We start from the raw sequence: 26,377 nt of genomic DNA, 5'->3' as shown, positions 1-26,377 counted from the left end.
GTCGTGGGTGGGGCGCGGGGCCGTCTGGTCGAGCGCTGCCGGGCATCCCTGCGAGGATGGCTGGCGTGATGGACATCGACACGCTGACCGAGTACCTGGCCGTCGCCTTCGGGCTGCTCGTCCTGCTCGGCGGGGCTGGCCTGGCCCTGCTGCGCGGGGGGAAGCCGAGCCGGACGAAGGAGATCCCGACCGAGCACCGCCCGCCGGCGCGGCCACGGGGGACGACGGACCACCGGCAGGGGACGATCGTTCTCGACCGCGGGGCGCCGAAGCCCCCGCCGGTGGAGGCGCCCTCGGCGCCCTCGGTTCCTCCCGCGGAACGGCCGGAGCCCGTCGAGGCGGACCGTCAGCCCGAGGTCGTCGAGAACCTCGAGCCATCGATCGAGCAGGCCCCGTCGGACGAGGCGGTCCCCGCGCCGGAGGCGGCAGGAACGGTCGTCGCGCAGCCCCCGGCCGACGTGCCCGCGCCGCCCGAGGAGATCGAGCTCGTCGAGCCCGAGCCGACGCCGGAGCTCGAGCGCCCCGCGCCGTCTCAGGATCGGATGCGCAACCTCCGCTCCCGCCTGGCCCGCTCGAACACCGCGATCGGCAAGGGTCTGCTCGGCCTGCTCTCCGACGGCGCGCTCAGCGAGGAGGACTGGGAGGACGTCGAGGACACCCTCATCCGGGCCGACCTCGGCGTCGACGCGAGCACCGAGCTGACCGACTCCCTGCGCACCCACGTCGCCGTCGACGGCACGACCGACCCGGACGTGGCCCGCGACTGGCTCTTCCACGACATGCTCGAGCTCGTCGACCCGACGATGGAGCGCGGGCTCGCCGCGAGCCGCATGGACGGGCGGCCGGCGTGCATCCTCGTCGTGGGCGTGAACGGCACGGGCAAGACGACGACCGTCGGCAAGCTCGCCCGGGTGCTCGTGGCCAACGACCGCGACGTCGTCCTCGGCGCGGCCGACACCTTCCGGGCCGCCGCGGCCGACCAGCTCGAGACGTGGGGGGCCCGGGTCGGCGTCCCGACCATCCGGTCCGACCGGGACGGCGCCGACCCGGCCGCGGTCGCCTTCGACGCGGTGAAGGCCGCGGCCGAGATGGAGGCCGACTGCGTCATCATCGACACCGCCGGACGGCTGCACAACAAGGTCGGCCTCATGGACGAGCTCGGGAAGATCAAGCGGGTCATCGAGAAGCAGACCCCGATCGACGAGGTGCTCCTCGTCCTCGACGCGACGACCGGCCAGAACGGTCTGGCCCAGGCGAAGGTGTTCGCGCAGGCCGTCGACGTCACCGGCATCGTCCTGACCAAGCTCGACGGGACCGCCAAGGGCGGCATCGTCGTCGCCGTCCAGCGCGAGCTCGGGGTCCCGGTCAAGCTCGTCGGGCTCGGCGAGGGTCCGGACGACCTCGCTCCGTTCGAGCCGGAGGCCTTCGTCGACGCGATCGTCGGCTGATCCCACGTCGCCCGTACCCGGGGCCCGGTCTCGCGATGCGGGACCGGGCCCCGGTCGTCACGGATCTTTTACACGTGACGCGATCCCGAAACGGCGACGAAACATCACGGCGCAGGAGTGGAAACGCGCCCGGGGGAGCGTTCGGGCCATGGAAACCACAGCCCTCCCTCTCGCGCCCGCGGCGCCAGAGCTCGACCCCGCCGCCACGGCGTTCGTGCTCCTCTGCGCCGCTCTCGTCCTCCTGATGACCCCGGCCCTCGCGATCTTCTACGGCGGGATGACTCGGGCGAAGTCCGTCCTCAACATGATGATGATGAGCTTCGGCGCCATGGGCGTCGTCGGCGTCATCTACGTCCTCTTCGGGTACTCGATGAGCTTCGGCCCGAACGACGTCGCCGGCATCATGGCCAACCCGTTCGACAAGGCGGGTCTCGCCGGGGCGATCACCGACGCCGCCGGCGAGGTCTCCCTGGTCGACCCGCTCGGCACCGGCTCGTACATCCCGGAGGCGGCGTTCATCGGCTTCCAGCTGACGTTCGCGATCATCACGGTGGCCCTCATCTCCGGTGCCATCGCCGACCGGGTGAAGTTCGGCACGTGGCTCGTGTTCACCGCGATCTGGGTGACCCTCGTCTACTTCCCCATCGCGCACATGGTGTGGGGCGGTGGCCTGCTCGGCGGGACCGACGAGGGCATCGCCGCGAAGATGTTCGGCGCGACCGACGGCATGGCCGACGTCCTGCCGATCGACTTCGCCGGCGGTACCGTCGTGCACATCAACGCTGGCATCGCCGGTCTCGTCCTGGCGATCATGACCGGCGCCCGCGTCGGCTTCCGCAAGCAGCCGATGCGCCCGCACAACGTCCCCCTCGTCATGCTCGGTGCCGGCCTGCTGTGGTTCGGCTGGTTCGGCTTCAACGCCGGTTCGGAGCTCACGCCCGACGGGACCGCGGCCCTCGCCTGGATCAACACGGCCGCGGCGACCTGCGCCGCCATCCTCGGCTGGCTCGTCGTCGAGCGGATCCGGGACGGCCACGCGACCTCCATCGGTGCGGCCTCCGGTGTCGTCGCCGGGCTCGTGGCGATCACCCCCGCGTGCGGCACGCTCTCCCCGCTCGGCTCGCTCGTCCTCGGTGTCGTCGCCGGCGCGCTCTCCGCCTGGGCGGTCGGCCTGAAGATGACGTTCGGCTTCGACGACTCGCTCGACGTCGTCGGCGTCCACCTCGCTGCCGGTCTCTGGGGCACGATCGGTGCCGGCCTCCTGGCGACCGAGTCCGGGCTGTTCTACGGCCACGGAGCCAAGCAGCTCGCCGTGCAGGTCGTCGTGGCCCTCGCGACGGTCGTCTACAGCGGGGTGCTCACCGCGCTCATCGGTCTCCTGCTCAAGGTGACGATGGGCTGGCGGATCGACCGCGAGCAGGAGGTCGCCGGCATCGACCTCGGCGAGCACGCGGAGACCGCGTACGACCTCGTCGCCCGCGGCGGCCGTATCGGGGCCTCCGGCCACGGCCGGCCGCACGACGCCCGCCACCACGGTGACGAGACGATCGACACCGACCCCACCGACACCCCCACCCAGGGAGCCCTCGCATGAAGCTCGTCACCGCCATCATCAAGCCGCACGTCCTCGATGACGTGAAGGACGCCCTCGAGGCCTTCGGGATCACCGGCATCACCGTCAGCGAGGCGTCCGGGTACGGGCGTCAGCGGGGCCACAGCGAGGTCTACCGCGGCGCGGAGTACCAGGTCGACCTCATCCCGAAGCTCCGCCTGGAGGTCCTCGTCGACGACCCCGACGCGGCGCAGGTCGTCGACGTCATCGTCTCGGCCGCCCGCAGCGGCCGGATCGGCGACGGGAAGGTGTGGGTCGTCCCCGTCGAGGACGTCGTCCGGGTCCGCACCGGCGACCGCGGCGCTGACGCGATCTGAGGCCGACGTGACCACCACCCCCACGGGCCGCCTCCGCCCCGACGCCCATGCGGTGTCGGGGCGGGGGCGGCTCCGCGCTCGCCGCCTGGCCGTCGCCGGCAACCGGTCCTTCGCACCCGGCGCCGGAGCCGCCCGGCGCGCCGCGATCGACGAGGTGACCCGCACCTGGCTCACGGGTCTGTTCGAGGACGCCGGGGGCGGGGGCCTCGACGGCGTCGCGCTCGCCGCCGTCGGTTCCCTGGGACGGCACGAGTCCGGTCCGCTGAGCGACCTCGACCTCGTGCTCCTGCACGACGGTCGTGCCCTGGGGGAGCGCGCTCTCGGGGAGCTGGCCGACCGGCTCTGGTACCCGCTGTGGGAGAGCGGGCTCAAGCTCGACCACTCGGTGCGCTCGGTGCGGGAGTCCCGCCGGGTCGCGGACGTCGACCTCCCGGCGCTCGTCGGCCTCCTCGAGCTCGACCGGGTCGCGGGGGACGAGCTCGTCGTCGCCGCGGCCCGCACGACCGTCGGCCACGACTGGCGGGCACGGGCACGCGAGCGGCTGCCCGAGCTGCTCGACTCCGTGCGCGCCCGGCACGAGCGCTACGGCGAGCTCGCCCAGTCGCAGGTCCTCGATCTCAAGGAGGGCCGCGGCGGGCTGCGGGACGTCACCGTTCTTGCGGCGCTCACCGCGGCGTGGCTCACCGATCGCACGCGGGTCGGCGTTGCCGAGGCCCACACGATGCTCCTCGACGTGCGTGACGCCGTGCAGGTCGTCACCGGCCGCCCGAGCTCCCGGCTGCGGATGGAGGACCGCGACGCCGTCGCCGCTCTTCTCGGCTTCACCGACCCCGACGACCTGCTCGCCGAGGTCGCCCGCGCCGGCGACGACGTCACCTGGGCGCTCGAGATGACGATGCGGCGAGCCCGGCAGGCGAGCGCGGCGCGGGCCCTACGGGTCGGGCCCCGACGCCCCACCCTCGTCCCGCTCGGGCACGGGGTCCACGAGCACGACGGCGAGGCCGTCCTCGGTGCCGGCGCCGACACCACCGACCCCGTGCTCCCGCTGCGCACCGCGGTCGTCGCCGCGCGCGCCGGCCTCCCGCTGTCACCGGCGACGCTGACGACCCTCGCCGGCTGCCCCGACCTGCCGACCCCGTGGCCACCGCTCGCCCGCGAGCTCCTCACCGACCTTCTCGGATCCGGCGACGGCCTGCGGCAGGTGTGGGCCGGCCTCGTGCACGCCGGTCTCGTCGAGCGCTGGCTGCCGGAGTGGAGTGCCGTCCGCAGCCGCCCGCAGCACAACCCCGTGCACCGGCACACCGTCGACCGGCACACCGTGGAGGCGGTGGTCCAGGCCGCTGCCGGCACCCGCGACGTCGCACGGGCGGACCTGCTCGTCCTGTCCGCCCTGCTCCACGACATCGGCAAGGTCGCGGGCGCGCACGACCACTCGGAGGAGGGCGCCCGGCGGGCTGGTCCCATCCTGGCCCGGTGGGGGTGGCCGGAGGACGACGCCGCCGTCGTCGTACGGCTCGTGCGCGAGCACCTCACGCTCGTCGACCTCGCGACCCGTCGCGACGTCGAGGACCCCGCGACGACGGAGGCGCTCCTGACCGCGGTCGACCGGCGCGCAGACATCCTCGACCTCCTCACCGCCCTGTCCCGCGCCGACGCGAGGGCGGCCGGTCCGGGGGCATGGACGCCCTGGCGCTCGACCCTCGTCGACACGCTCACCGCCTCGGCCCGGCGCGCGATCACCCGGGGCACCGACGAGCCGGGCACCCCGCTGGAGCCGGAGACCGTCAGCGTCGACGAGGACGCGCGAGCGACGCTCGCCGCCGGTCGTTCCCACGTGGTGACCGAGCCGACCCCCGGCGGCCACCGGGTGCGGGTCCTCGCGACCGACCGCGCGGGCCTGTTCTCCCGGACGGCAGCCGTGCTGGCCGCCGACGGCATGACCATCCGCCGCGCCCGGCTGCGGACCGCCGACGGGGTCGCCGACGACGTCTGGGACGTCGAGCTGCCCGGGGGCGGCGCGCCCGACCCCGAGCGGATCCGTCGGGCCCTGGACCGGCGCGAGCCACCCCGGCGCCGCCCCGCACCGCGCCGCGGACACGCTCCTGCAGGTCCGCCCGCCCGGGCCTTCGTCGTGCCTGGGGGGTCGTGGGACGCGACCGTCCTCGAGGTGCGGGCCGACGACCGTGTCGGGCTGCTCGCCGACCTGGGCGAGGTCGTCGCCGGGCACGGCTGCTCCCTGCGGTCGGCGCACGTGTCGACCCGCGCCGGTCAGGCGTGCGACACCCTCGTCGTCACGGGCGCCGACGGGCGGGCGCTGGCTCCCGGCGCCTCCGCCGCGCTCCTGGGCGACCTCATGGTCGCGGCGGACGGGCCGGATCGAGGCTGACCCGCCCCACCGCGCCGGGCCCGTCGGTCCACCGCAGGCGCACGGCCCCGGCGGTCGGGCGTGGACGCCAGGTCGCCCGGCACCGTAGCCGTACCCGCGACGTCGGGTGGTCGACCGCGGGGCGGGAGGACGCCGACGGCTACCCTGTCCCGGTGTTCACCACCCTGTCCGACCGCCTGACCGCGACCTTCAAGAACCTTCGCGGCAAGGGGCGCCTCACCGAGTCCGACATCAACAGCACGATCCGGGACATCCGCCGGGCGCTGCTCGATGCCGACGTCGCGCTGCCGGTCGTCAAGGAGTTCACCCGGGCCGTTCGCGAGCGGGCCCTCGGCGCCGAGGTGTCCCAAGCGCTCAACCCCGGCCAGCAGGTCGTGAAGATCGTCAACGACGAGCTCGTCGCCATCCTCGGCGGCCAGACCCGGACCCTGACGTTCGCGAAGAACCCGCCGACCGTCATCATGCTCGCCGGCCTTCAGGGCGCGGGAAAGACGACGCTCGCCGGCAAGCTCGCCTACTCGCTCAAGCAGCAGGGGCACACGCCCGTGCTCGTCGCCGCCGACCTCCAGCGGCCGAACGCCGTCACCCAGCTCGAGGTCGTCGGCGAGCGGGCCGGGGTCCCTGTCTTCGCGCCCGAGCGCGGCAACATCGGCGGCCACGACGCCGTGGGCCCGACCGGCGAGGGGACCCGCAGCTTCGGTGACCCCGTCGCCGTCGCGCAGGCGGGTATCGCGCACGCTCAGCGGGACCAGCGCGACGTCGTCATCGTCGACACCGCCGGCCGCCTGGCCGTCGACGAGAACCTCATGCAGCAGGCCGCGGACATCCGCGCGGCGATCCGGCCCGACGAGGTCCTCTTCGTCATCGACGCGATGATCGGTCAGGCCGCGGTCGAGACGGCCCAGGCGTTCCAGGCGGGGGTGGACTTCACCGGCGTCGTCCTGTCAAAGCTCGACGGTGACGCCCGCGGTGGCGCCGCGCTCTCGGTCGCCTCGGTGACGGGCCGGCCGATCATGTTCTCGTCGACCGGCGAGAAGGTGACCGACTTCGAGGTCTTCCACCCCGACCGGATGGCCAGCCGCATCCTCGACATGGGTGACGTCCTCACTCTCATCGAGCAGGCCGAGCGCGCGTTCGAGCGGGGCCAGGCCGAGGAGATGCAGCGGAAGTTCCTCGCGGCCGAGGACTTCACCTTCGACGACTTCCTCCAGCAGCTCGCCGCCATCAAGAAGATGGGCTCGCTGAAGTCGATGCTCAAGATGATGCCGGGCATGCAGCAGATGAGCGCCCAGCTCGACGCCCTCGACGAGCGCGAGTTCGACCGGGTCGAGGCGATGGTCCGCTCGATGACCCCCTTCGAGCGGAACCACCCCAAGCAGATCAACGGATCGCGTCGCGCCCGCATCGCCAAGGGGTCCGGCGTGACCGTGACCGAGGTCAACCAGCTCCTCGAGCGGTTCGGCGAGGCGCAGAAGATGATGAAGCAGCTCGCCAAGGGTGGCGGCATCCCGGGGATGCCCGGCATGCCTGGCATGGGCGGCGGTCGCAAGAAGCCGGCCAAGCAGCAGAAGAAGAAGGGCAAGTCGGGCAACCCGGCCAAGCGCGCCGAGCAGGAGCGGGCGGCCGCGCAGCGCGCCAGCCAGGGCCCGGCCGGTGGAGCGTTCGGCGCCCCGGGCGGCACCGGCGGCCTGCCCGGCGGGATGGACCCGGCAGCGTTCGACCCGTCTGCGCTCCCCAAGGGCTTCGAGAAGTTCCTCGGGAAGTGATGGAACGCGTCCAGCTCCACCACCGGACGATCGGGGAGTCCGGGCCGCGGGTCGTCTTCGTGCACGGCCTCTTCGGGCAGGGCCGAAACTGGACGCAGATCGCGAAGGCCATCGCGGCCGACGGGTTCCGGTGCACCCTCCTCGACGCGCCCGACCACGGCCGGAGCGGCTGGACCGACGGGTTCACCTACGAGCGGGCGACGGGGATAGTCGCCGACGCGCTCGCCGAGCTCGCGCCGGGGGAGCGGTGGACGCTCGTCGGCCACTCCATGGGCGGCAAGATCGGGATGCTCCTCGCCCTGACCCGACCCGAGCTGCTCGACCGGCTGTGCGTCGTCGACATGTCGCCGCGGCCCTCTGACGCGGCGAGCAGCTTCGACACCTACGTCAGCGCCCTGCAGGGGCTGGATCTGGCGTCGCTCCCGGACCGGGCGAGCGCGGATGCGCGTCTGGCCGTCACGGGCGTCCCGGAACCCTCCGTGCGGGCCTTCTTCCTGCAGAACCTCCGCCGGGAGGGCGAGGGCTGGGCCTGGCAGATGAACCTCGACGTCATCGCCCGCGACCTGGCCCAGCTCGGCGCCTGGCCCGCGCCGGAGGCGACGTGGGACGGTCCCGTGCTCTGGCTCGCCGGCGCGAAGTCCGACTACGTCGACGAGGCGGCCGTGCCGGTGATGCGCGGCTACTTCCCCCGGGTCCGGCTCGTCACGGTCAAGGACGCGGGCCACTGGGTCCACAGCGAGCGGCCGCAGGTCGTCATCGAGGCGCTGCGGGCCTTCCTCCGCTCGCCGGTCGCGGACTAGGTTCGGGTCCATGGCGACGGTGCTGCACCTGACCGGCCCGGTCCTCGCGGGACCGGACGAGGCCCTCGACGAGCTGTGGGTGATCGACGGACGGATCAGCCTCACGCCCCCGGGCCCCGGCCACGACGTGGAGACGATCGAGGGCTGGGTCCTGCCCGGCCTCGTCGACGCCCACTGCCACGTCGGGCTCGACAGGCACGGTGCCGTCGATGCGGAGACGAGCGAGCAGCAGGCGAGGACCGACCGCGACGCCGGCACCCTGCTCATCCGCGACGCCGGATCTCCGGCCGACACCCGATGGATCGACGAGCGGGACGACCTGCCGAAGATCATCCGCGCCGGACGGCACATCGCCCGGACGAAGCGGTACATCCGCAACTTCGCCCACGAGATCGAGCCCGAGCAGCTCGTCTCCCGGGTGCGCGCCGAGGCCCGCGCCGGCGACGGCTGGGTCAAGCTCGTCGGGGACTGGATCGACCGGGACCTGGGCGACCTCGCCCCGTGCTGGCCGGTCGACGTCCTCACCGAGGCGATCGCGGCGGCCCACGAGGAGGGCGCCCGGGTGACGGCCCACTGCTTCGGCGAGCAGTCGCTGCACGACTTCGCCGCCGCCGGGACGGACTGCATCGAGCACGCCACCGGGCTCGTCGACGAGACGATCGAGGCGTTCGCCCGGCGAGGCATCGCCATCGTCCCGACCCTGGTCAACATCGAGACCTTCCCCCGGATCGCCGAGCCGGCCCGGGAGAAGTTCCCCGACTACCACCGGCACATGCTGCAGCTCCACGAGCGGCGCTTCGCCACCATCGCCGCCGCGCACGAGGCCGGGGTGCCGATCTACGTCGGCACCGACGCCGGAGGCTCGCTGCCGCACGGCCTCGTGGCGCAGGAGATGGAGCTGCTCACCCGCGCGGGGATGACGCACACCGAGGCCCTCGCCTCGGCCACGTGGGGGGCACGGGACTGGCTCCGTCGACCGGGCATCGCCGAGGGCGAGGACGCCGACCTCGTCGTCCTCGACAGCGACCCGCGCGAGGACGTCCGGGCGTGCGCGACGCCGCGCAGCATCGTGCTGCGCGGCGCCACGGTCGGGTAGGTCAGGCGGGGGAGCCGACGAGCTCGTCGTCGCGCTCCTCGTCGCGCTCCGGCGCGGAGGCGGGCGAGGCGGCCCGCTCGAGGCGGTGCTGCTTGAGGCTCCAGACCACCGCAGCGATCCAGGTGGCCCAGATGACGCCGTAGACGACCCACTTCACGCCGCTGTCAAGGGCGAGGGCGTCCTTGCCCATGAGAGTGCGCGAGTTCGTGAGGACGATGAGACCGCCGACGAGCGAGCCGAGGATCCGCGGCGGGATGTGCCGGACGAACCAGGCCGCGATCGGGGCGGCGATGAGACCGCCGAGGAGCAGGGCAACGACCCACGTGGCCTCGATGCCCTGCGAGCCGAGGGCGAGGAGGAAGCCGACGCTCGCCGCGAGCGAGACGAGGAACTCGCTGGTGTCGATCGACCCGATCGTCTTGCGCGGCTCGATCCGGCCGCTCGCGAGGAGCGCAGGGGTGCCGACCGGACCCCAGCCGCCGCCGCCGGTCGCGTCGACGAAGCCGGCGAAGAGACCGAGCGGGCCGAGGAAGCGCTTGCGCAGCGGCTGCCCGAGCCGGTCCGTGCGCAGCCCCTTGAGGGTGAACCGGCCGAGGACGTAGAGGCCGAGCGCGAGCAGGATGACGGCCATCACCGGCTTGGCGGTGCTCGTGTCGAGCGAGCTGAGGAAGGTCGCGCCGGCGAAGGCGCCGATCGCACCGGGGATGCCGATCTTGAGGACGACGCCCCAGTCGACGTTGCCGAAGCGCCAGTGCGAGGCGCCAGAGGCGAGCGTGGTGCCGATCTCGGCGAGGTGGACGGTGGCGGACGCGGCGGCCGGGTTCGTGCCGATCGCGAGGAGGAGGGTCGTGGTTGTGACGCCGTAGGCCATGCCGAGCGAGCCGTCGACGAGCTGGGCGAGGAGGCCGACGATGGCCAGGAGGACGAGCTTGCGCAACGGAGGACTCTTTTCCGTGAGGAGTGATACGCAGCCGGGCGGAAGTCCCACTCGGCAGGTGGGATTTGAGCAGGACATGAAGTTATGCGTCAAGTAACACGACGTTATGTCTCAGGATGTGTCCCCTCGACCTGCGGGACGGTGCGGGATACTCGGGCCGTGGACATCTCGGCGCGGGCGGACTACGCGGTCCGGGCGATGCTCACCCTCGCGGCCGAAGGGGGAGCGAGCCCGGTCTCGGTCGACCGCCTGGCCGACGAGCAGGACCTGCCGCGCAAGTTCCTCGAGGCGATCGTGGCCGACCTGCGCCGGGCCGGCCTCGTGACGAGCCGTCGGGGGGCAGCCGGCGGCTACCTCCTCTCGCGGGCACCCACCGAGATCTCGGTGGGCGACGTCCTGCGCGCCGTTGACGGACCGCTCGCCGAGATCCGGCGGCAGCGTCCGCAGGATCTCCGCTACGACGGCGCGGCGACGCACCTGCCCACGGTGTGGGTGGCGCTGCGGGCCGCGTTGCGCGACGTCCTCGACGACACCTCGCTCGCCGACCTCGTCTCCGGCGAGCTGCCCGACCTCGTCACCGAGCTGGCCGCCCGGCCGGACGCGCTGCGCAACCGTTGACCCCTTCGCCCGCGGCGATGCCTGGCCGGCGATTCGGCCGGTGGGGGCCGGTCTGGCACACTGGACAGGCGTAAACCTTCCGGTGGCCATCGTCGCCGGATGCCTACCCCGGGCTCCCGGTACCCCGTGCACTCGGCGCACGGTCTCGCCGCGCCCACGCAGACGAAAGCGAGGCCCTCATGGCCGTCAAGATCCGACTGAAGCGCATGGGCAAGATCCGTGCCCCCTTCTACCGCGTCGTCGTCATGGACTCCCGCACCAAGCGGGACGGTCGGGCGATCGAGGAGATCGGCAAGTACCACCCCACCGAGGAGCCCTCGCTCATCGACATCGACTCCGAGCGTGCGCAGTACTGGCTCTCCCAGGGCGCGCAGCCGACCGAGGCGGTCGAGGCGCTGCTGAAGATCACCGGTGACTGGCAGAAGTTCAAGGGCGAGCCGGGCGCCGAGGGCACCCTCAAGGTCAAGGAGCCGAAGGCCGACAAGAAGGCGCTGTACGAGGCCGCGCTCGCCGCCTCGGGCTCCGACGACGCCGCCGGCGACCCGACGCCGAAGAAGAAGGCCGCGAAGAAGGACGAGACCCCGGCCGCCGAGGCTCCGGCCGCTGCCGACGCCACGCCGGCGGGTGACGCCGAGACCGCCCCGGCCGCCGACACCGACGGTGGCGCCGCCGCTGCCGACGGCCCGGACACCGACGTCGCGACGCCCGAGGCCCCGGCCGACGAGGCGCAGGCCACGGAGGCCACGGAGGCCACGGAGTGACGATCCTCGAGGAGGCGACCGAGCACCTCGTGACCGGGATCGTCGACCACAAGGACGACGTCCGGGTCCGGACGAAGGACCTGCGTCGCGGTTCCCTCGTCGAGGTCCGGGTCCACCCCGACGACCTCGGCCGGGTCATCGGCCGCGGCGGTCGGACGGCGAGCGCGCTGCGCACCGTCGTCCAGGCCATCGCGGGCGACAGCGGCGTGCGGGTCGACATCGTCGACACCGACCGCGTCCGCTGAGCCGCGCCACCCTCTCGACGGGCCCCGCACCACGACGGTGCGGGGCCCGTCGGGCGTTACCGTGTCGCGCATGAGCAGCGCTCCGCAGGGCCACGTCGTCGCCCGCATCGGCAAGGCCCACGGTCTGCGCGGCGAGGTGACCGTCGAGACCCGCACCGACGACCCCGAGCGCCGCTTCCGACCGGGCGTGACGTTCGGGACGGTCGCCCGGACGGGCTCCGGCGTCCCTCGCTCGCTCACCCTCGCGACGGCCCGCCTGCACCGGACGATCTGGCTGCTGTCCTTCGACGGGATCCCCGACCGGACCGGCGCCGAGGGCCTGCGCGACACCCTCCTCACGGTCTCGGCCGCCGACGCCGCCACGGGCGAGGGGGCCGATGACGCCGACGACGAGGGCTGGTACGAGGAGGACCTCGTCGGCCTCGAGGTCGTCACGGCCGACGGCGACCTCGTCGGCACGGTCACCGGGCTGGAGCTCGGCCCGCAGGACCGGCTCGTCGTCGCCGTCGAGGGCGGCGTGGTGCGCATCCCGTTCGTCGAGGAGATCGTCCCCGAGATCGACGAGGACACCCGTCGCGTCGTCGTCGCCCCGCCGGCCGGCCTGCTCGAGCTCGTCGAGGACGAGTGACCGTGCGCATCGACGTCATCACGATCTTCCCCGACTACCTCGCCCCGCTCGACCTGTCCCTCATCGGGAAGGCGCGCACGCGCGGGCTCGTCGACCTGCGGGTCCACGACCTGCGGGCCTGGACCCACGACAACCACAACAGCGTCGACGACGCCCCGTTCGGCGGGGGCGCCGGGATGGTGATGAAGCCGCAGCCGTGGGCGGAGGCGCTCGCCGCCGTGCTCGACGACGGCCGGGCCGAGCTCGGTGCCGACGCCGCGCCCGTCCTCGTCATCCCCGGCCCGAGCGGCGCGCCCTTCACCCAGCCGCAGGCCCACGCCCTCGCCGAGGTCCCCTGGCTGGTGTTCGCGTGCGGCCGGTACGAAGGGATCGACGAGCGGGTCCACGAGCACGCGCGCGAGGACCTCGGGCTCGACACCCGGGTCGTCTCGCTCGGGGACTACGTCCTCAACGGCGGGGAGGTCGCGGTCCTGGCGATCACGGAGGCCGTCGTCCGCCTCCTGCCCGGGGTGGTCGGCAACGAGGCCTCCCTGGTCGAGGAGTCCCACGAGGGTGGGCTGCTCGAGTACCCGGTGTACACCCGGCCCGCGCGATGGACGGCGCCGGGCAGCGACGTCGAACGATCCGTCCCCGACGTCCTTCTCGGCGGCAACCACGCAGAGATCGCCCGGTGGCGGTACGCGCAGCGACTCGCCCGCACCGCCGAGCGGCGCCCCGACCTGCTGAGCGCCCACGAGGCCAGCCGGGCCGACGGGGCGCGCTGACTGCGGATTTCCCGCCCGAGGAGCCCGTCTGGCAGAATCGCCCATCGCGCCCATCCACGTGCCCCTGCCACAGGGGGAGTCCGACGCACCGCGTCGACGCGGCACGGGGCGCACCGAGACCGGGCCCGTTCCAGCCCGTACCTGCCAGTGCACGGTCGACCTGTGGCGGCCGAGGAGAAGAACCATGCAGCGTTTCGACGAGATCGACAGGGCCTCCCTGCGCGAGGACGTCCCCGCCTTCCGCGCCGGTGACACCGTCAAGGTCCACGTCAAGGTCATCGAGGGCAACCGCTCCCGCGTCCAGGTCTTCCAGGGCATCGTCATCCGTCGCCACGGCGGCGGCGTCGGCGAGACCTTCACCGTCCGCAAGGTGTCCTTCGGCGTCGGCGTCGAGCGGACCTTCCCGCTCCACACGCCGGTCATCGACAAGATCGAGGTCGTCACCCGCGGTGACGTCCGCCGCGCGAAGCTCTACTACCTGCGCCAGCTGCGCGGCAAGGCGGCCCGCATCCGCGAGCGTCGCGAGACGCCCGCGAGCTGACCGGGTCTCCCGGGCCACCACGCATGGGTCGTCCCCGCGTCGACGAGTCGGCCCCCGCCACCGCTGCGGGGGCCGACTCGTCGCGTCGCGGCCCGCGGGTGCCCGTGCGCTGGCTGCTCACGATCGCGATCGCCCTCGTCCTCACGGCGCTCGTCCGGACGTTCGTCGCGCAGACCTTCGTCGTGCCGACGGGGTCGATGCAGCCGTCGCTGCACCCGGGGGACCGCATCGTCGTCGCCCGGTGGGTCGACGGGCAGGACCTCCACCGCGGGGATGTCGTCGTCTTCGACGGGACGGACACCTTCGGCCCGGGGCCGGGCGCGGTCGCACCGGTCGAGCCGGAGGGCACGATCGCCAAGGTCGTCCGTGGTGCCGCCGATCTGGCCTCCGTCCGTCTGGGGCGCACCGACTACGTCAAGCGGGTCATCGGCCTGCCCGGCGACCGGGTGGCGTGCCGGGACCGGCGGGTCGTCGTCAACGGCACCCCGCTCGAGGAGCCCTACCTGAGCGAGGGCGTCGAACCCTGCGACACCCCCTTCGACGTGCAGGTCCCCGACGGGCGGATGTTCGTCCTCGGCGACAACCGGCCGGGATCGGCCGACAGCCGCAGCCACCTCGGCGACCCCGGGGGCGGCATGGTCCCGCTCGACGACGTGCTCGGCCGGGTCACGGTGCGCTACTGGCCGGCCTCCCGGGCCGGTTCGCTCGCGGAGTGAGGCCGGCGACACCGCAGCCGAAGGCTGAACGCGCCACCCAGCGCGATCGGCGATGATGTATCCGCTCCGGCCCGGAGCGGGAACCCCTGGACGAGGAGAGCACGTGGCGCACGAGGACGACCTCCGCGACGAGGCCGACGGCGCGACCGCCGAGACCGCCCGCACCCCGGAGCACCGGTCCTTCGGTCAGAGCCTGATCGCCGGGATCAAGGAGGTGGTCGTCGTCGCCGCGATGGCGCTGACCCTGTCCTTCCTCGTCAAGACGTTCCTCTTCCAGGCCTTCTACATCCCGAGCGAGTCGATGGAGGACACCCTCGTCCTCAACGACCGCGTCATCGCCTCGAAGCTCACGCCCGGACCGTTCGAGCTCCACCGCGGGGACATCGTCGTCTTCCGGGACCCGGGCCAGTGGATCCAGTCGAGCGCGACGACCCCGACGGACCGCGGGCCGCTCGTCAACGGCGTGCGCACGGGCCTGACGTGGATCGGCCTGCTCCCCGACACCTCCGAGGGCCACCTCATCAAGCGGGTCGTCGGCCTGCCCGGCGACCACGTCCGCTGCTGCGACGCGCAGGGGAGGGTCTCGATCAACGGCCAGACCGTCGACGAGACGTACCTCAAGGACGGGTCGCTCGAGGCCGAGAAGATGGAGCCCTTCGACATCCGTGTGCCGGCCGGCAAGGTGTGGGTCATGGGGGACAACCGCGGCGACTCCGCCGACAGCCGCCCCCACGACCTCGACTCCGGCGGCGAGAAGGGGTCCGTGAGCGAGGACCTCGTCGTCGGCAAGGCCGTCGCCCTCGTGTGGCCGTTCGACCGGGCCAGGGGGCTCGACGCCCCGGATGCCGTCTTCGCCTCGGTGCCCGAGCCGACCGCGAGCACGGGTGCCGACCGCATGACACCGTCCGGCACGGGGCCGACGTCGACCACCGGCGCCCCGCCGACCCCGGGCGGGGACAGCCCCACGTCGTGACGGGCGCGCCTGCGCGACGCCCGTCGAGCCCGGCCCCGACCCTGCGGGCCGAGCGCGCCCTCCTGCGCTGCGGGCACCGGCTCGTCGCGGGCGTCGACGAGGTCGGACGCGGTGCGCTGGCGGGCCCGGTGAGCGTCGGGGTGGTCGTCGTCGACGAGACCGTGCGGACCGTGCCGGCGGGCACCCGCGACTCCAAGCTCCTGCGCCCGGCGGCCCGCGTGGCCCTCGCGCCGCGGATCCGCCGGTGGGCGGTGGCCAGCGGGGTGGGGCACGCGAGCCCGGCGGAGATCGACGCGGTCGGCATCCTCGCGGCGCTGCGGCTGGCCGCGGACCGGGCGCTCGCGGCCGCGGGTGTCCTCCCGAGCATCGTCGTCCTCGACGGCAGCCACGACTGGTTCACCGATCCGCTGACGGTCGGCCTCCTCGCGGAGGAGGACGACCACGCGGAGGCGGGTCGGCGGCCGACCATCCCCGTGACGACGTTGGTCAAGGCCGACCTGCGGTGCTCCTCGGTCGCCGCGGCGAGCGTCCTGGCCAAGGTCGAGCGGGACGCGCTCATGGTCGAGGCGGCGGTCGAGCACCCGCGGTACGGCTGGGCGGAGAACAAGGGGTACGCGGCCCCCGAGCACGTCGCCGCGCTCGCCGAGCACGGGCCGTGCGTCCTGCACCGACGCTCGTGGAACCTCCCGGGGACCGTTGGGCATGATGGGTCGCACCCGTCCGCGCCGGACGTGGTGACGTCGCCGCAGGGAGAACGATGAGCTCCGAGGACCTCGAGCAGTACGAGAACGACATGGAGCTCGCGCTCTACCGCGAGTACCGGGACGTCGTCGGCCTCTTCACCCATGTGGTCGAGACGGAGCGCCGCTTCTACCTCGCCAACTCCGTCGAGGTGCGGCCGCGCAGCGACGGCGGCGAGGTGTGGTTCGAGGTGACGATGGAGGACGCCTGGGTCTGGGACATCTACCGTCCGGCCAGGTTCGCGAAGAAGGTGCGCGTCGTGACGTTCAAGGACGTCAACGTCGAGGAGCTCGCGAAGTCCGAGATCGACCTCAGCAAGGAGTTCTGAGCCCCGCCCGCCCGGGGTCTTCCGTCCACAGGCGGTGTCGCGGGAGGTGGTTCGTCCACAGCCGCGGTCGCGCGGTGGGCGGGCGGCCGGTCCGCGCGATGGACTCGTCACCGAGGAGGTGACGGGATGGACCCGACGAAGACCGCCGGCGGCGCGAGGGTGGCCGTGCCCGCGGACCGGAGCGTGCTCGGCGCCAGCGGGGAGGACCTCGCGTGCGCGCACCTGGTACGGCGCGGCATGGTCGTGCTCGACCGCAACTGGCGCTGCCCCCACGGGGAGATCGACGTCGTCGCCCGCGACGGGGACGTCCTCGTCGTCTGCGAGGTGAAGACGCGCCGGAGCCTGACCCACGGCGACCCGGTTGAGGCGGTCACCGCGGCGAAGGTCGCGCGGCTGCGCCGGCTGGCGCACGCGTGGCGCGCGGAGCACCCGGTGCGCGCCCGGGGGATGCGGATCGACGTGATCGGGGTGCTCGCGCGCCCCGGCCGCCCACCCCTGCTGCGCCACGTCGTCGGGGTGGGGTCGTGAGCCTGGGTCTGGCCCGTGCCGTCGCGCTCCAAGGGCTGGAGGGGACCGTCGTCGACGTCGAGTGCCATCGCTCCCCGGGACTGCCGTCGTTCGGCATCGGCGGGCTGCCCGACACCGCGTGCGCCCAGGCCCCGGACCGGGTCCGGTCCGCGGCGATCTCCAGCGGCGTCCCGCTCCCGGCGCACCGCTTCGTCGTCAACCTGTCGCCAGCGGCCATCCGCAAGCAGGGAACCGGGTACGACGCCGGGATCGCCGTCGCTGCGCTGACGGCCTCGGGCGTGGTGCCCGCGGGTGCGGCGACCGACGTCGTCCACGTCGCCGAGCTCGGCCTGGACGGGCGGCTCCGAGGCGTCGGTGGCGTGCTGCCAGCCGTCGCCGGGGCCGTCCGGGCGGGATACCGGCACGTCGTCGTCGCCCAGGAGAACGCGGCCGAGGCCGCGCTCGTCGACGGTGCGGTCGTCCACCCGTACGCGTGCCTGGGTGACCTCGTCGCCGACTACCGAGACCTGGCCGACGGCGGGGTGCTGCCGTGCCGGTCGTTCCCCGCGGGGAAGCCCGGCGAGCAACGGCAGCACGGCGACCTCGCCGACGTCGTCGGTCAGCCGGAGGCTCGCGCGGCGGTCGAGCTCGCGGCCGCCGGCGGCCACCACCTGCTCCTGGGCGGACCGCCCGGCTCCGGCAAGACGATGCTCGCCGAGCGGATGGTGACGATCCTCCCGCCCCTGACGGACGAGGTGGCCCTGGAGGTGATGTCGGTGCGCTCGCTCGCGGGGGAGCTGCACGACGCGTCGGGGCTGGACCGCGTGCCACCGTTCGTCGCCCCGCACCACAGCGCCTCGACGCCGGCGATGGTCGGCGGTGGCTCGTCCGTCATCCGGCCCGGCGCGATCAGCCTGGCCCACGGTGGCGTCCTCTTCCTCGACGAGGCCGCCGAGTTCAAGGCGACGACCCTCCAAACGCTGCGCCAGCCGCTGGAGTCGGGGTGGGTGACGGTCTCCCGGGCCTCGGGGTCGGTCCGGTACCCGGCGCGGGTGCAGCTCGTCATGGCGACGAACCCGTGCCCGTGCGGGCGCGGCTTCGGCGCGGGCGCCGACTGCACGTGCACCCCGACCCAGCGCCGCGCGTACGCCGGCCGGATCGGGGGTCCCCTGCTCGATCGCATCGACCTGCGGATCGACGTCCCGCCGATGACCCGCGCCGGGCTCGCGGGGCCTGCGGGCGAGAGCAGCGCGGTCGTGGCCGAGCGAGTGCGGGCGGCGCGCGCGGTCCAGGCCGACCGGTGGTCCGGGTGCGACTGGCGCCTCAACGCGCAGGCGCCCGGGTCGGTGCTGCGGACCTCGCCGTGGCGTCCGTCCCGGGCGACCACCGCCGGGCTGGACCGCGCGCTCGATCGGGGCGAGGTGACGCTGCGCGGGTACGACCGCGTCCTGCGGGTGGCGTGGACCGTCGCCGACTCGCGGGGCCGGACGGCCCCGGGGCCGGACGAGGTGACGACGGCGATGTTCCTGCGCTCGACGGCGGTGGCGGCATGAGCGCGCCGTCGCCGCGGTGGGCCCGAGCGGCCTGGGCGCGCGTGGCGGAGCCGACGAACGAGACCGTCGCCGGGTGGATCGGCGAGTACGGGCCGGGGGAGGCGTGGGAGCGGCTCGTCGCGGGGGAACTCCCGGTGCCGCAGCGGCTCGCGGCCATCGCTGCCGGGCTCGACCCCGCTGACGAGGCGCGGCGGTGCACCGAGGCCGGTGCGCGCTTCGTCATCCCCGGCGACGACGAGTGGCCTGCCGGTCTCGACGACCTCGAGCACCGACCGTCGGCCCACGGCGGGGTGCCGCTCGGGCTGTGGGTACGAGGCGGGCGGGATCTCGCCGAGGCGGTCGAGCGCTCCGTCGCCCTCGTGGGCTCGCGGGCGAGCACCGCGTACGGCAGCGGGCAGGCCCGGCAGCTCGCGGCCGAGCTCGCCGACCGCGGATGGAGCGTCGTCTCGGGGGCCGCCTACGGCATCGACGGGGCCGCCCACGAGGGCGCGCTCGCGGCCGAGGGGGTGACGGTCGCCGTGCTCGCCGGCGGCGTCGACCGACCGCAGCCTGCGGGGCACGAGCGGCTCGTCGCCCGGATCGCCGAGACCGGGCTCGTCGTGAGCGAGGCCCCTCCCGGCAGAACCGTCCGAGGCAGACACTTCCTCCAGCGCAACCGCATCGTCGCCGCGCTCGCGGGCGCCACCGTCGTGGTCGAGGCCGGTCTGCGGTCGGGGGCCCGGGGGACGGCCAGCGCGGCGGAGCGCCTGGGCCGACCCGTCGGGGCCCTGCCCGGACCGGTGACGAGCATGGCCTCGGCGGGGTGTCACGACCTCGTGCGCAGTGGTCAGGCCGTCCTGGTGACGAACGCGGCGGAGGTCGTCGAGCTCGCGAGCCCGCTCGGAGAGGTCGACGCCGCAACGGTCGAGCCGCCGGAGATCGACCCTCTCGCCGCCAGCGTGCTCGCCGCACTCGACGGGGTCACCGTCGACACGGGTCAGCTCGGGACGATCACGGGCCTGGCGCCGCTCGACCTCCTCGTCCGGCTCGGTGCCCTCGAGGCGGCGGGCCTCGTCGATCGGGACGGCGACCTGTGGACCGCCCGCGCGGGCTAGGGCGGGCGCGTCCTGCTTGCCGGACGACCGCTCCCGTGCCACGGTGCAGGCGTGACCTCCGAGCCCCGGGACCAGCTGCTCGGGGCGTTCTCCACCCATCTGAGGAGCGAGCGCAACCGCTCGGAGCACACCGTCCGGGCCTATCTCGGCGACGTCGAGGGCCTCCTCACGCACGCGGGCGTCGACTCCGCAGCCCAGCTCGGGGACGTCACGCTCGCCGACCTGCGCGGCTGGCTGGGCACGCTCGCGTCGGACGGCGCGGCGCGATCGACCGTGGCCCGCCGGGCGGCCGCCGCCCGGACGTTCTTCCGCTGGGCGCACGACACGGGTCGGGTCGCCCACGACCCCTCGGTCCGCCTCGTCAGCCCGACGCAGCCCCGCCGCCTGCCCGACGTGCTCCGCTCCGCCGACGCCGCGGCCGCTCTCGCCGCCGTGGCCGCGGACGACGCCGACCCGGTCCACCTGCGCGACCGTGCCGTGCTCGAGCTGCTCTACGCCACCGGCGCGCGCGTCTCCGAGCTGGTCGGCCTCGACGTCGACGACATCGACCTCGGGACGCGGACCGCGCGGGTCCTGGGCAAGGGCCGCAAGGAGCGGACCGTGCCCTTCGGCGTCCCGGCCACCGACGCCCTGCGCCACTGGCTCGCCGCGCGTCCGGCGCTCGCGGTCGACGGCTCGGGACCCGCGCTCTTCCTCGGCCGTCGCGGGCGGCGGATCGACCCGCGGCAGGTCCGTCGGGTCGTCCACGAGGCCGTCGCGCACGTCGACGGCGCGCCCGACCTCGCCCCGCACGGGCTGCGCCACAGCGCGGCGACGCATCTCCTCGAGGGCGGCGCCGACCTTCGCTCCGTCCAGGAGATGCTCGGCCACGCCTCCCTCGCGACGACCCAGCTCTACACCCACGTCTCGATCGACCGGCTCCGCACGTCCTACCGGCAGGCGCACCCGCGTGCCTGACCTTGACGACATCCGCACCCGGCGGGAGGCTCGGGTCGCCCGGGCCCGCCGCGCGGCGCAGCGGGGTCGTCATGCGGCCGCGCGCCGACGCCAGCGGATTCCGCCGCAGCGAGGTCGGCTCGGTCGGCGGCACGCCGACCGCGCCCGGCGCCTGCGGCGCACCGGCATCCTCGCGCTCGCCCTCGTCCTCATCGTCCTCGGGGGATGGGCGGTCACCCGGGAGGGTGCGCGGGCCCCCGCCGGGGCGGAAGCGGCCTCGGGAGCCGGGGCAGCCGCGGTCAAGCACGACCCGCGGGGGTCGTCCACGCCGCCGGCCACCGTCCGCCGGGCGACCTCGCCCGCCGCCCGCCGGACGACGCCGGACGACCTGCCGCGGGCCGGCACGGGACGGCTCCGGTTCCTGCCCCTGGTCGCTGTCCCCCGTGCGGACCGCGGTCCCGTCCCAGCCGGGGCGCGCCGGGTGACCTTCACCGTCGAGGCCGAGGGCGGGACCGGTGCGGACGTCGACGCCTTCGCCCGCGAGGTGCCGCGCATCCTCGTCTCTCGGCGCGGCTGGCAGACGGAGATCGGGGTGCGCTTCGTCCAAATGTCGCGCCCGCAGGCGGCGCGCACCGCCCCCGACATCCGCATCACCCTCGCCTCGCCGCGGACCACCGACCGGCTCTGCCGGCCGGCGCAGACCCGCGGCCAGATGTCGTGCTTCAACCGCGGACGGGCCGTCATCAACGCCGTCCGCTGGGAAACCGGAGCGCAGACGTACCACGGTCGACGTGGCCTGTACCGGGTCTACGTCATCAACCACGAGGTCGGTCACGGGCTCGGCCTCGGCCACGAGCACTGCCGGTCGGGCCGCGCCCCCGTGATGCTCCAGCAGACGCTCCGCCTCGAGGGCTGTCGCGCCTGGCCGTACCCGTCGGGCGACGGCAGCATCCAGTACTGACCACCCTCGCGGGCGCCCGCCGTCCGGTCAGGGCGACACCGGCAGCAGGACGATCGGCCCGCCCGTGAGGAGGGGGAGCGGGTCGACGTAGTCCCGCCCGCGGCGGGCGCCGAGGTGCAGGCAGGGCGCCGCGCCGCAGTGCCCGCCCGTCGCCTCGAGGGTGCCGAGCCGCGCGCCTCCGCGGACCTGGTCGCCCCGTCGGGCAGCGGCCGCCACCGGTTCGTACGTGCTCGCGAGCCCGTCGGCGTGGGTCACCGTCACCGTCCCCCGCCCGGCGATCCGCCCGGCGTGGGTGACCACCCCCGCCTCGACCGCCGTGACGGGCGCGCCCGCGGTCGAGAGCACGTCGATGCCGCGGTGCCCGGCCGCGTACGGCGTCGGCGGGCGCTCGAACGGCCGCGCGACGTCATGGCCCGGGCCCACGGGCCAGCGCCATCGCGCCCGCACCGGCGTGGGCGCTGCCGCCGCCTCGACCGTCGACGGGGTGATCTCCGCCCGCGGAGCTGGCGCCGCGGTGACGGAGACGGCCCCGACCGTCGGGACGAGGGCGAGGGCGAGGGCGATCGGGACCCGTGGCATGCCCCCATCACAGCGGTCGCAGCGCGCCGTGGGCAGCCGGCAGCGGGCCGCCGTGGACGAGCCCGAGAGCGACGCCGGGGCTGTGGACTGCGCGGACCCGATTCGTCGCGAGCCCCCCTCGTCCGTAGACTGGGGGCACGCCCGGTTCGCCGGGCGAATTCGCGCGCCTTCCCACCGTTGACGAGACCACTCCGAAACGGGGCGCACCACGGCAGTCCCGACCCCGGTCGGGCGGGGTGCGTGCAGGCGCCAGGAGGGTGACCCGCCGGCCGAGCCGTCGGGGGAGCCCGGACAACTGACAACCGACGAGAGAGGACCACGGCGATGGCCGTCGTCACCATGCGCCAGCTCCTGGAGAGCGGCGTCCACTTCGGGCACCAGACGCGACGCTGGAACCCGAAGATGAAGCGCTTCATCATGACGGAGCGCAACGGGATCTACATCATCGATCTGCAGCAGTCGCTGACGTACATCAACAACGCGTACGAGTTCGTCCGCGAGACCGTCGCCCGCGGCGGCACCGTGCTCTTCGTGGGCACGAAGAAGCAGGCCCAGGAGCCCATCGCCGAGCAGGCGACGCGCGTCGGGATGCCGTACGTCAACCACCGCTGGCTCGGTGGCATGCTCACCAACTTCCAGACGATCTCCAAGCGCCTCACGCGCCTGAAGGAGCTCGAGGAGATCGACTTCGACACGGTGGCCGGTTCCGGCTACACGAAGAAGGAGCTCCTCATCCTCCGCCGCGAGAAGGAGAAGCTCGAGAAGACGCTCGGCGGCGTCCGGGACATGACCAAGGTCCCCTCCGCCGTGTGGATCGTCGACACCAAGAAGGAGCACCTCGCCGTCGACGAGGCCCGCAAGCTCGGGCTGCCGGTCATCGCTATCCTCGACACGAACTGCGACCCCGACGAGGTCGACTACCAGATCCCCGGCAACGACGACGCGATCCGTTCGGTCACCCTGCTGACCCGGGTCGTCGCCGACGCCGTCGCCGAGGGTCTCATGGCCCGCTCGGGCGGCCGGGGCAACGCCTCGTCCGCCGCGGACGAGGAGCCGCTGGCGGAGTGGGAGCGCGAGCTCCTCGCCGGCGCCGAGGGTGAGGCCGCGGCGCAGGCCCCGGCGGACGCCCCGAACGACCAGGCGGTTGCGGAGACGGCCGGCGAGGCCGCCGCGACGGACGCCCCGGTCTCCGAGGGCACGCTCCCGCAGGGTGGCGCGGACGTCTCGACCGACGCGGCGGCGCCGCAGGTCGCGACGGACGAGACCCCCGCCAGCTGAACCACTCGCTGCATCCACCCATCTCCCACACGGAAAGAGCTGGAACACGCATGGCGAACTACACGGCAGCCGACATCAAGGCCCTCCGCGAGTCCACCGGGGCGGGCATGCTCGACGTCAAGAAGGCCCTCGACGAGGCCGACGGCGACACCACGAAGGCGACCGAGATCCTGCGCGTCAAGGGCCTCAAGGGCGTGACGAAGCGCGAGGGTCGGACGACCTCCAACGGGCTCGTCACGGCCAAGGCCGAGGATGGCGTCGGCACCCTCGTCGAGCTCCTCTGCGAGACTGACTTCGTCGCCAAGGGCGAGAAGTTCATCGCCCTCGCCGAGCAGGTCCTCGCGGCGGCCGTCGAGTCGAAGGCGACGAACGCCGAGGAGCTGTACGCCGCGTCGGCGGACGGCAAGACGGTCAAGGAGCTGCTCGACGAGGCGAACGCGACGATCGGCGAGAAGATCGAGGTCAAGCGCGTCGCCCGCGTCGAGGCCCCGACCGTCGTCGCCTACCTGCACAAGACGAGCCCCGACCTGCCCGCGCAGATCGGCGTCCTCCTGGGCACCGAGGGTGGCGACGAGTCCGTCGCCCGTGACGTCGCGATGCACATCGCGGCGTTCAGCCCGACGGTCATGAGCCGCGACGAGGTCGACGAGGCGACGGTCGCCAACGAGCGGCGCATCGCCGAGGAGACGGCCAAGGAGGAGGGCAAGCCCGAGGCCGCCCTCCCCAAGATCGTCGAGGGTCGCGTCAACGGCTACTTCAAGGAGAACGTCCTGCTCGAGCAGCCGTTCGCCAAGGAGCCGAAGAAGACGGTCCAGAAGGTCCTCGACGAGGCGGGTGCGAGCGCGAAGTCCTTCGCCCGCTTCCGCATCGGCGCCGCCTGACCGGCACCACCCACCGCGCGAGCCGCGGACCCCGACCGGGGGTCCGCGGCTCGCGCCGTCTCAGGCCGGAGGGAGGTCTGCCGTCCGGGCGGTGTGCACGGCCCCGACCTGCGTGAGATCGGCCCGGCACCGCCGGATGGCGCACCCCCGTCCGTCCGCGGCAAGAGGCACGCCCTCGGCACGCCACCGGGCGCGCGCCTCGTCCATCAGGTGATCCGGCAGGCGCCCCGAGGCATCGGTGACGCGCCACCAGGCGACGCCCGAGCCGTGGAGCGCCATGACCCGACCCACGTGCCGCGGCCCGCAGCCGGCGAGCTCCCCGACGTCTCCGTAGGTGAGCACCGACCCGTCGGGCACGCACTCCACCGCCCGCAGGATCCGTTCCACGAGGAGCTCGTCCACGCTCAGGACCGCTGCAGCCAGGGCTGGAAGAGCCGGGTGATGAACGGCAGGAAGACGTACGTCATCCACGGGATCGCGAGGCAGCACGTGAGGAGCACCCGCAGGGGCGGGAACCACCCGTGGGTGAGGGGCCCCAGGAGGTAGAACAGCGCCAGGCTCGTGGGGAAGAACGCGCAGAAGATGACGACCATCTGCTTCCACCGCGGCGGCGCCGGGGGCGGCGCGTCGAGGTCGGTCACCCGGCGGTCGTGGGGCTCGTCGAACCATCCCTCGATGCCGGTGCGGTGCTCGACCCGGGTGTCCTCGACGATGCCACTGGCCGACGACAGCCACCAGTCCCGCTCCGGGGAGGCCTCCCACCGGGCGAGGTCCTCCGCGCTGGCGAAGCGGTAGAGCATGTGCCACCGGTCGGAGCCCGAGGCGCTGCGGACGGCCCCGGTCCCGAGGAAGCCGGGGAAGCGTTCGGCCAGGGACGTCCCGGCCTGGGCCCAGGCGGCCATGAGGGCCTCGTCCTCCGGTGCGACGCGGCGGGTGACGGCGACGGTGACGGGAGCGGGGGGCGTCGGGGCGTCGGTGGGTGTTCCGACGCCCGAGCCTGCGGATGGTGACATGCCGCGATTGTGCCGGGTGTGGGAGGATCGCCCGTCGGGACCACCCGGGCCACCGCCCGTGCGCCCCACCCCCGACCCGACCAGGAGGACGACCGTGCCGATGACCGAGCGAACCGCCCCCCGGGTCCTTCTCAAGCTGTCCGGCGAGGTGTTCGGCGGCGGCGCGGTCGGCGTCGACCCCGACGTCGTGCGGGCCATCGCCGCGGAGGTCGCCGAGGCCGCGCGGCAGGGTGTCCAGATCGCCATCGTCATCGGTGGCGGGAACTTCTTCCGCGGCGCCGAGCTGCAGCAGCGCGGCATGGACCGGGCGCGGGCCGACTACATGGGGATGCTGGGCATCGTCATGAACTGCCTCGCGCTGCAGGACTTCCTCGAGAAGGAGGGCATCGACACGCGCGTGCAGACCGCGATCACCATGGGTCAGGTCGCTGAGCCGTACATCCCGCGCCGGGCGAGCCGTCACCTGGAGAAGGGCCGCGTCGTCATCTTCGGCGCCGGTGCCGGTATGCCGTACTTCTCCACCGACACCGTCGCGGCCCAGCGGGCCCTCGAGATCGGGTGCGACCTCGTCCTCGTCGCCAAGAGCGGGGTCGACGGCGTGTACACGGCAGACCCGAACGTCGACCCGACCGCCCGGAAGCTCGACCGGGTGACCTTCGTCGACGCGCTCTCCCAGGGCCTGCGGGTCATGGACCAGACGGCCTTCGCCCTGTGCCAGGAGAACGCCCTGCCGATGCGGATCTTCGGCATGGAGCCGACGGGCAACATCACGCGGGCGCTGCGCGGCGAGGAGATCGGCACGCTCGTCACCGCCGACTGACCACCCATCTGCGAGACTGGCCCCAGCTGCGCCCTCGGGGCGCCGACCGACGACCCGGCACCGCGCCGGACCCACAGG

General features: G+C 73.9%; 29 protein-coding genes. 25 read left to right on the top strand and 4 right to left on the bottom strand.

Translation table 11 applies throughout. From position 1 onward, the window contains the following. Window positions 1-68 precede the first annotated feature (68 nt). The 7 genes from ftsY to DAA34_RS11410 all read left to right on the top strand — a co-directional run bounded on the left by ftsY (window position 69) and on the right by DAA34_RS11410 (window position 9,425). Entirely contained in the window at window positions 69-1,448 is a 1,380-nt protein-coding gene (gene ftsY, locus DAA34_RS11440) for a signal recognition particle-docking protein FtsY (protein WP_106820142.1), read from the top strand. Between the two features lie 148 nt (window positions 1,449-1,596). Next, on the top strand, window positions 1,597-3,042 hold the full coding sequence (locus DAA34_RS11435) for an ammonium transporter (RefSeq protein ID WP_106819447.1): 1,446 nt from the start codon (window positions 1,597-1,599) through the stop codon (window positions 3,040-3,042). Then, entirely contained in the window at window positions 3,039-3,377 is a 339-nt protein-coding gene (locus DAA34_RS11430; RefSeq protein ID WP_106819445.1) for a P-II family nitrogen regulator, read from the top strand. The genes DAA34_RS11435 and DAA34_RS11430 overlap by 4 nt, the downstream gene beginning before the upstream one ends. Window positions 3,378-3,384: 7 nt before the next feature. Beyond that, window positions 3,385-5,763, top strand: coding sequence for a [protein-PII] uridylyltransferase (locus tag DAA34_RS11425; protein WP_234354228.1), 2,379 nt, complete (start codon window positions 3,385-3,387; stop codon window positions 5,761-5,763). Between the two features lie 152 nt (window positions 5,764-5,915). Next, window positions 5,916-7,529, top strand: a complete 1,614-nt coding sequence (gene ffh, locus DAA34_RS11420; protein WP_106819442.1) for a signal recognition particle protein — start codon at window positions 5,916-5,918, stop codon at window positions 7,527-7,529. Beyond that, the gene (locus tag DAA34_RS11415) at window positions 7,529-8,329 is read left to right on the top strand and encodes an alpha/beta fold hydrolase (RefSeq protein WP_106819440.1); all 801 of its coding nucleotides are present in this window, start codon (window positions 7,529-7,531) and stop codon (window positions 8,327-8,329) included. Before ffh ends, DAA34_RS11415 begins: the two co-directional genes overlap by 1 nt. 10 nt (window positions 8,330-8,339) lie before the next feature. Further along, complete coding sequence (locus DAA34_RS11410) at window positions 8,340-9,425, top strand: amidohydrolase family protein (protein WP_106819438.1); 1,086 nt, start codon at window positions 8,340-8,342, stop codon at window positions 9,423-9,425. Window position 9,426: 1 nt separating this feature from the next. Here DAA34_RS11410 and DAA34_RS11405 read toward each other — a convergent pair whose 3' ends face one another. Beyond that, window positions 9,427-10,362, bottom strand: a complete 936-nt coding sequence (locus DAA34_RS11405) for a sulfite exporter TauE/SafE family protein (protein WP_106819436.1) — start codon at window positions 10,360-10,362, stop codon at window positions 9,427-9,429. A 159-nt stretch (window positions 10,363-10,521) separates the two neighbouring features. Between DAA34_RS11405 and DAA34_RS11400 the strand changes: the two genes are divergently transcribed. The 15 genes from DAA34_RS11400 (at window position 10,522) to DAA34_RS12330 (ending at window position 21,728) form a co-directional block, all read left to right on the top strand. Then, window positions 10,522-10,980 carry an RrF2 family transcriptional regulator gene (locus DAA34_RS11400; RefSeq protein WP_106819434.1) on the top strand — a complete coding sequence of 153 codons (459 nt, stop codon included), beginning with the start codon at window positions 10,522-10,524 and terminating at the stop codon, window positions 10,978-10,980. Between the two features lie 179 nt (window positions 10,981-11,159). Then, a complete protein-coding gene (gene rpsP / locus DAA34_RS11395; RefSeq protein ID WP_106819432.1) occupies window positions 11,160-11,741 on the top strand; it encodes a 30S ribosomal protein S16 in 582 nt (193 codons plus the stop codon). A gap of 2 nt (window positions 11,742-11,743) precedes the next feature. Further along, the gene (locus DAA34_RS11390; RefSeq protein ID WP_106820140.1) at window positions 11,744-11,986 is read left to right on the top strand and encodes an RNA-binding protein; all 243 of its coding nucleotides are present in this window, start codon (window positions 11,744-11,746) and stop codon (window positions 11,984-11,986) included. 70 nt (window positions 11,987-12,056) lie between these two features. Further along, window positions 12,057-12,614: a ribosome maturation factor RimM gene (gene rimM / locus DAA34_RS11385; RefSeq protein WP_106819430.1), complete on the top strand. Its 558-nt coding sequence runs from the start codon at window positions 12,057-12,059 to the stop codon at window positions 12,612-12,614. Between the two features lie 2 nt (window positions 12,615-12,616). After that, complete coding sequence (trmD, locus tag DAA34_RS11380) at window positions 12,617-13,378, top strand: tRNA (guanosine(37)-N1)-methyltransferase TrmD (RefSeq protein WP_106819428.1); 762 nt, start codon at window positions 12,617-12,619, stop codon at window positions 13,376-13,378. A gap of 184 nt (window positions 13,379-13,562) precedes the next feature. Then, a complete protein-coding gene (rplS, locus tag DAA34_RS11375; RefSeq protein WP_106819426.1) occupies window positions 13,563-13,919 on the top strand; it encodes a 50S ribosomal protein L19 in 357 nt (118 codons plus the stop codon). A gap of 23 nt (window positions 13,920-13,942) precedes the next feature. Next, a complete protein-coding gene (gene lepB, locus DAA34_RS11370; RefSeq protein WP_106819423.1) occupies window positions 13,943-14,635 on the top strand; it encodes a signal peptidase I in 693 nt (230 codons plus the stop codon). Window positions 14,636-14,738: 103 nt separating this feature from the next. After that, window positions 14,739-15,608 carry a signal peptidase I gene (lepB, locus tag DAA34_RS11365; RefSeq protein WP_106819421.1) on the top strand — a complete coding sequence of 290 codons (870 nt, stop codon included), beginning with the start codon at window positions 14,739-14,741 and terminating at the stop codon, window positions 15,606-15,608. Next, window positions 15,605-16,369: a ribonuclease HII gene (locus DAA34_RS11360; RefSeq protein ID WP_106819418.1), complete on the top strand. Its 765-nt coding sequence runs from the start codon at window positions 15,605-15,607 to the stop codon at window positions 16,367-16,369. Before lepB (DAA34_RS11365) ends, DAA34_RS11360 begins: the two co-directional genes overlap by 4 nt. Beyond that, window positions 16,366-16,677 carry a DUF2469 domain-containing protein gene (locus tag DAA34_RS11355; RefSeq protein ID WP_106819416.1) on the top strand — a complete coding sequence of 104 codons (312 nt, stop codon included), beginning with the start codon at window positions 16,366-16,368 and terminating at the stop codon, window positions 16,675-16,677. Before DAA34_RS11360 ends, DAA34_RS11355 begins: the two co-directional genes overlap by 4 nt. A gap of 159 nt (window positions 16,678-16,836) precedes the next feature. Further along, a complete protein-coding gene (locus DAA34_RS11350) occupies window positions 16,837-17,205 on the top strand; it encodes a YraN family protein (protein ID WP_407657038.1) in 369 nt (122 codons plus the stop codon). Then, complete coding sequence (locus DAA34_RS11345) at window positions 17,202-18,737, top strand: YifB family Mg chelatase-like AAA ATPase (RefSeq protein WP_106819412.1); 1,536 nt, start codon at window positions 17,202-17,204, stop codon at window positions 18,735-18,737. Before DAA34_RS11350 ends, DAA34_RS11345 begins: the two co-directional genes overlap by 4 nt. After that, window positions 18,734-19,831: a DNA-processing protein DprA gene (gene dprA, locus DAA34_RS11340; RefSeq protein ID WP_106820138.1), complete on the top strand. Its 1,098-nt coding sequence runs from the start codon at window positions 18,734-18,736 to the stop codon at window positions 19,829-19,831. The genes DAA34_RS11345 and dprA overlap by 4 nt, the downstream gene beginning before the upstream one ends. A gap of 51 nt (window positions 19,832-19,882) precedes the next feature. Continuing rightward, complete coding sequence (locus tag DAA34_RS11335; RefSeq protein ID WP_106819410.1) at window positions 19,883-20,788, top strand: tyrosine recombinase XerC; 906 nt, start codon at window positions 19,883-19,885, stop codon at window positions 20,786-20,788. Then, on the top strand, window positions 20,781-21,728 hold the full coding sequence (locus DAA34_RS12330; RefSeq protein ID WP_199847458.1) for a DUF3152 domain-containing protein: 948 nt from the start codon (window positions 20,781-20,783) through the stop codon (window positions 21,726-21,728). The genes DAA34_RS11335 and DAA34_RS12330 overlap by 8 nt, the downstream gene beginning before the upstream one ends. A gap of 27 nt (window positions 21,729-21,755) precedes the next feature. On the opposite strand, the gene DAA34_RS11325 is transcribed toward DAA34_RS12330, so the two are convergent. Beyond that, window positions 21,756-22,307 (bottom strand): murein hydrolase activator EnvC family protein, encoded by a 552-nt coding sequence (locus DAA34_RS11325; RefSeq protein WP_106819408.1) that lies wholly within the window; start codon window positions 22,305-22,307, stop codon window positions 21,756-21,758. 324 nt (window positions 22,308-22,631) lie between these two features. On the opposite strand from DAA34_RS11325, the gene rpsB reads away from it, so the two are divergent. Both rpsB and tsf read left to right on the top strand, forming a co-directional pair. Continuing rightward, window positions 22,632-23,585 carry a 30S ribosomal protein S2 gene (gene rpsB, locus DAA34_RS11320; protein ID WP_106819406.1) on the top strand — a complete coding sequence of 318 codons (954 nt, stop codon included), beginning with the start codon at window positions 22,632-22,634 and terminating at the stop codon, window positions 23,583-23,585. A 50-nt stretch (window positions 23,586-23,635) separates the two neighbouring features. Continuing rightward, window positions 23,636-24,466 carry a translation elongation factor Ts gene (tsf, locus tag DAA34_RS11315; protein WP_106819404.1) on the top strand — a complete coding sequence of 277 codons (831 nt, stop codon included), beginning with the start codon at window positions 23,636-23,638 and terminating at the stop codon, window positions 24,464-24,466. Between the two features lie 60 nt (window positions 24,467-24,526). Here the strand turns inward: tsf and DAA34_RS11310 are convergent, their stop codons facing one another. Then, the gene (locus DAA34_RS11310; RefSeq protein WP_106819402.1) at window positions 24,527-24,868 is read right to left on the bottom strand and encodes an MGMT family protein; all 342 of its coding nucleotides are present in this window, start codon (window positions 24,866-24,868) and stop codon (window positions 24,527-24,529) included. A gap of 2 nt (window positions 24,869-24,870) precedes the next feature. After that, entirely contained in the window at window positions 24,871-25,479 is a 609-nt protein-coding gene (locus DAA34_RS11305) for an antibiotic biosynthesis monooxygenase (protein ID WP_106819401.1), read from the bottom strand. Window positions 25,480-25,579: 100 nt separating this feature from the next. On the opposite strand from DAA34_RS11305, the gene pyrH reads away from it, so the two are divergent. After that, window positions 25,580-26,299 carry a UMP kinase gene (gene pyrH / locus DAA34_RS11300; RefSeq protein WP_106819399.1) on the top strand — a complete coding sequence of 240 codons (720 nt, stop codon included), beginning with the start codon at window positions 25,580-25,582 and terminating at the stop codon, window positions 26,297-26,299. Window positions 26,300-26,377: the final 78 nt, after the last annotated feature.

Source organism: Janibacter massiliensis (genome assembly GCF_900289115.1).
Lineage (GTDB): Bacteria > Actinomycetota > Actinomycetes > Actinomycetales > Dermatophilaceae > Janibacter_A > Janibacter_A massiliensis.
This window is presented reverse-complemented; position numbering and strand designations above follow the sequence as displayed.

What these genes read in the sequence shown, in the direction of transcription:
- ftsY (WP_106820142.1), top strand. Translation starts at nt 69, where the DNA reads ATGGACATCGACACGCTGACCGAGTACCTGGCCGTCGCCTTCGGGCTG.
- DAA34_RS11435 (WP_106819447.1), top strand. Translation starts at nt 1,597, where the DNA reads ATGGAAACCACAGCCCTCCCTCTCGCGCCCGCGGCGCCAGAGCTCGAC.
- DAA34_RS11430 (WP_106819445.1), top strand. Translation starts at nt 3,039, where the DNA reads ATGAAGCTCGTCACCGCCATCATCAAGCCGCACGTCCTCGATGACGTG.
- DAA34_RS11415 (WP_106819440.1), top strand. Translation starts at nt 7,529, where the DNA reads ATGGAACGCGTCCAGCTCCACCACCGGACGATCGGGGAGTCCGGGCCG.
- DAA34_RS11410 (WP_106819438.1), top strand. Translation starts at nt 8,340, where the DNA reads ATGGCGACGGTGCTGCACCTGACCGGCCCGGTCCTCGCGGGACCGGAC.
- rpsP (WP_106819432.1), top strand. Translation starts at nt 11,160, where the DNA reads ATGGCCGTCAAGATCCGACTGAAGCGCATGGGCAAGATCCGTGCCCCC.
- rimM (WP_106819430.1), top strand. Translation starts at nt 12,057, where the DNA reads ATGAGCAGCGCTCCGCAGGGCCACGTCGTCGCCCGCATCGGCAAGGCC.
- rplS (WP_106819426.1), top strand. Translation starts at nt 13,563, where the DNA reads ATGCAGCGTTTCGACGAGATCGACAGGGCCTCCCTGCGCGAGGACGTC.
- lepB (WP_106819423.1), top strand. Translation starts at nt 13,943, where the DNA reads ATGGGTCGTCCCCGCGTCGACGAGTCGGCCCCCGCCACCGCTGCGGGG.
- DAA34_RS11355 (WP_106819416.1), top strand. Translation starts at nt 16,366, where the DNA reads ATGAGCTCCGAGGACCTCGAGCAGTACGAGAACGACATGGAGCTCGCG.
- dprA (WP_106820138.1), top strand. Translation starts at nt 18,734, where the DNA reads ATGAGCGCGCCGTCGCCGCGGTGGGCCCGAGCGGCCTGGGCGCGCGTG.
- DAA34_RS11325 (WP_106819408.1), bottom strand. Translation starts at nt 22,307, where the DNA reads ATGCCACGGGTCCCGATCGCCCTCGCCCTCGCCCTCGTCCCGACGGTC.
- rpsB (WP_106819406.1), top strand. Translation starts at nt 22,632, where the DNA reads ATGGCCGTCGTCACCATGCGCCAGCTCCTGGAGAGCGGCGTCCACTTC.
- tsf (WP_106819404.1), top strand. Translation starts at nt 23,636, where the DNA reads ATGGCGAACTACACGGCAGCCGACATCAAGGCCCTCCGCGAGTCCACC.
- DAA34_RS11305 (WP_106819401.1), bottom strand. Translation starts at nt 25,479, where the DNA reads ATGTCACCATCCGCAGGCTCGGGCGTCGGAACACCCACCGACGCCCCG.
- pyrH (WP_106819399.1), top strand. Translation starts at nt 25,580, where the DNA reads ATGACCGAGCGAACCGCCCCCCGGGTCCTTCTCAAGCTGTCCGGCGAG.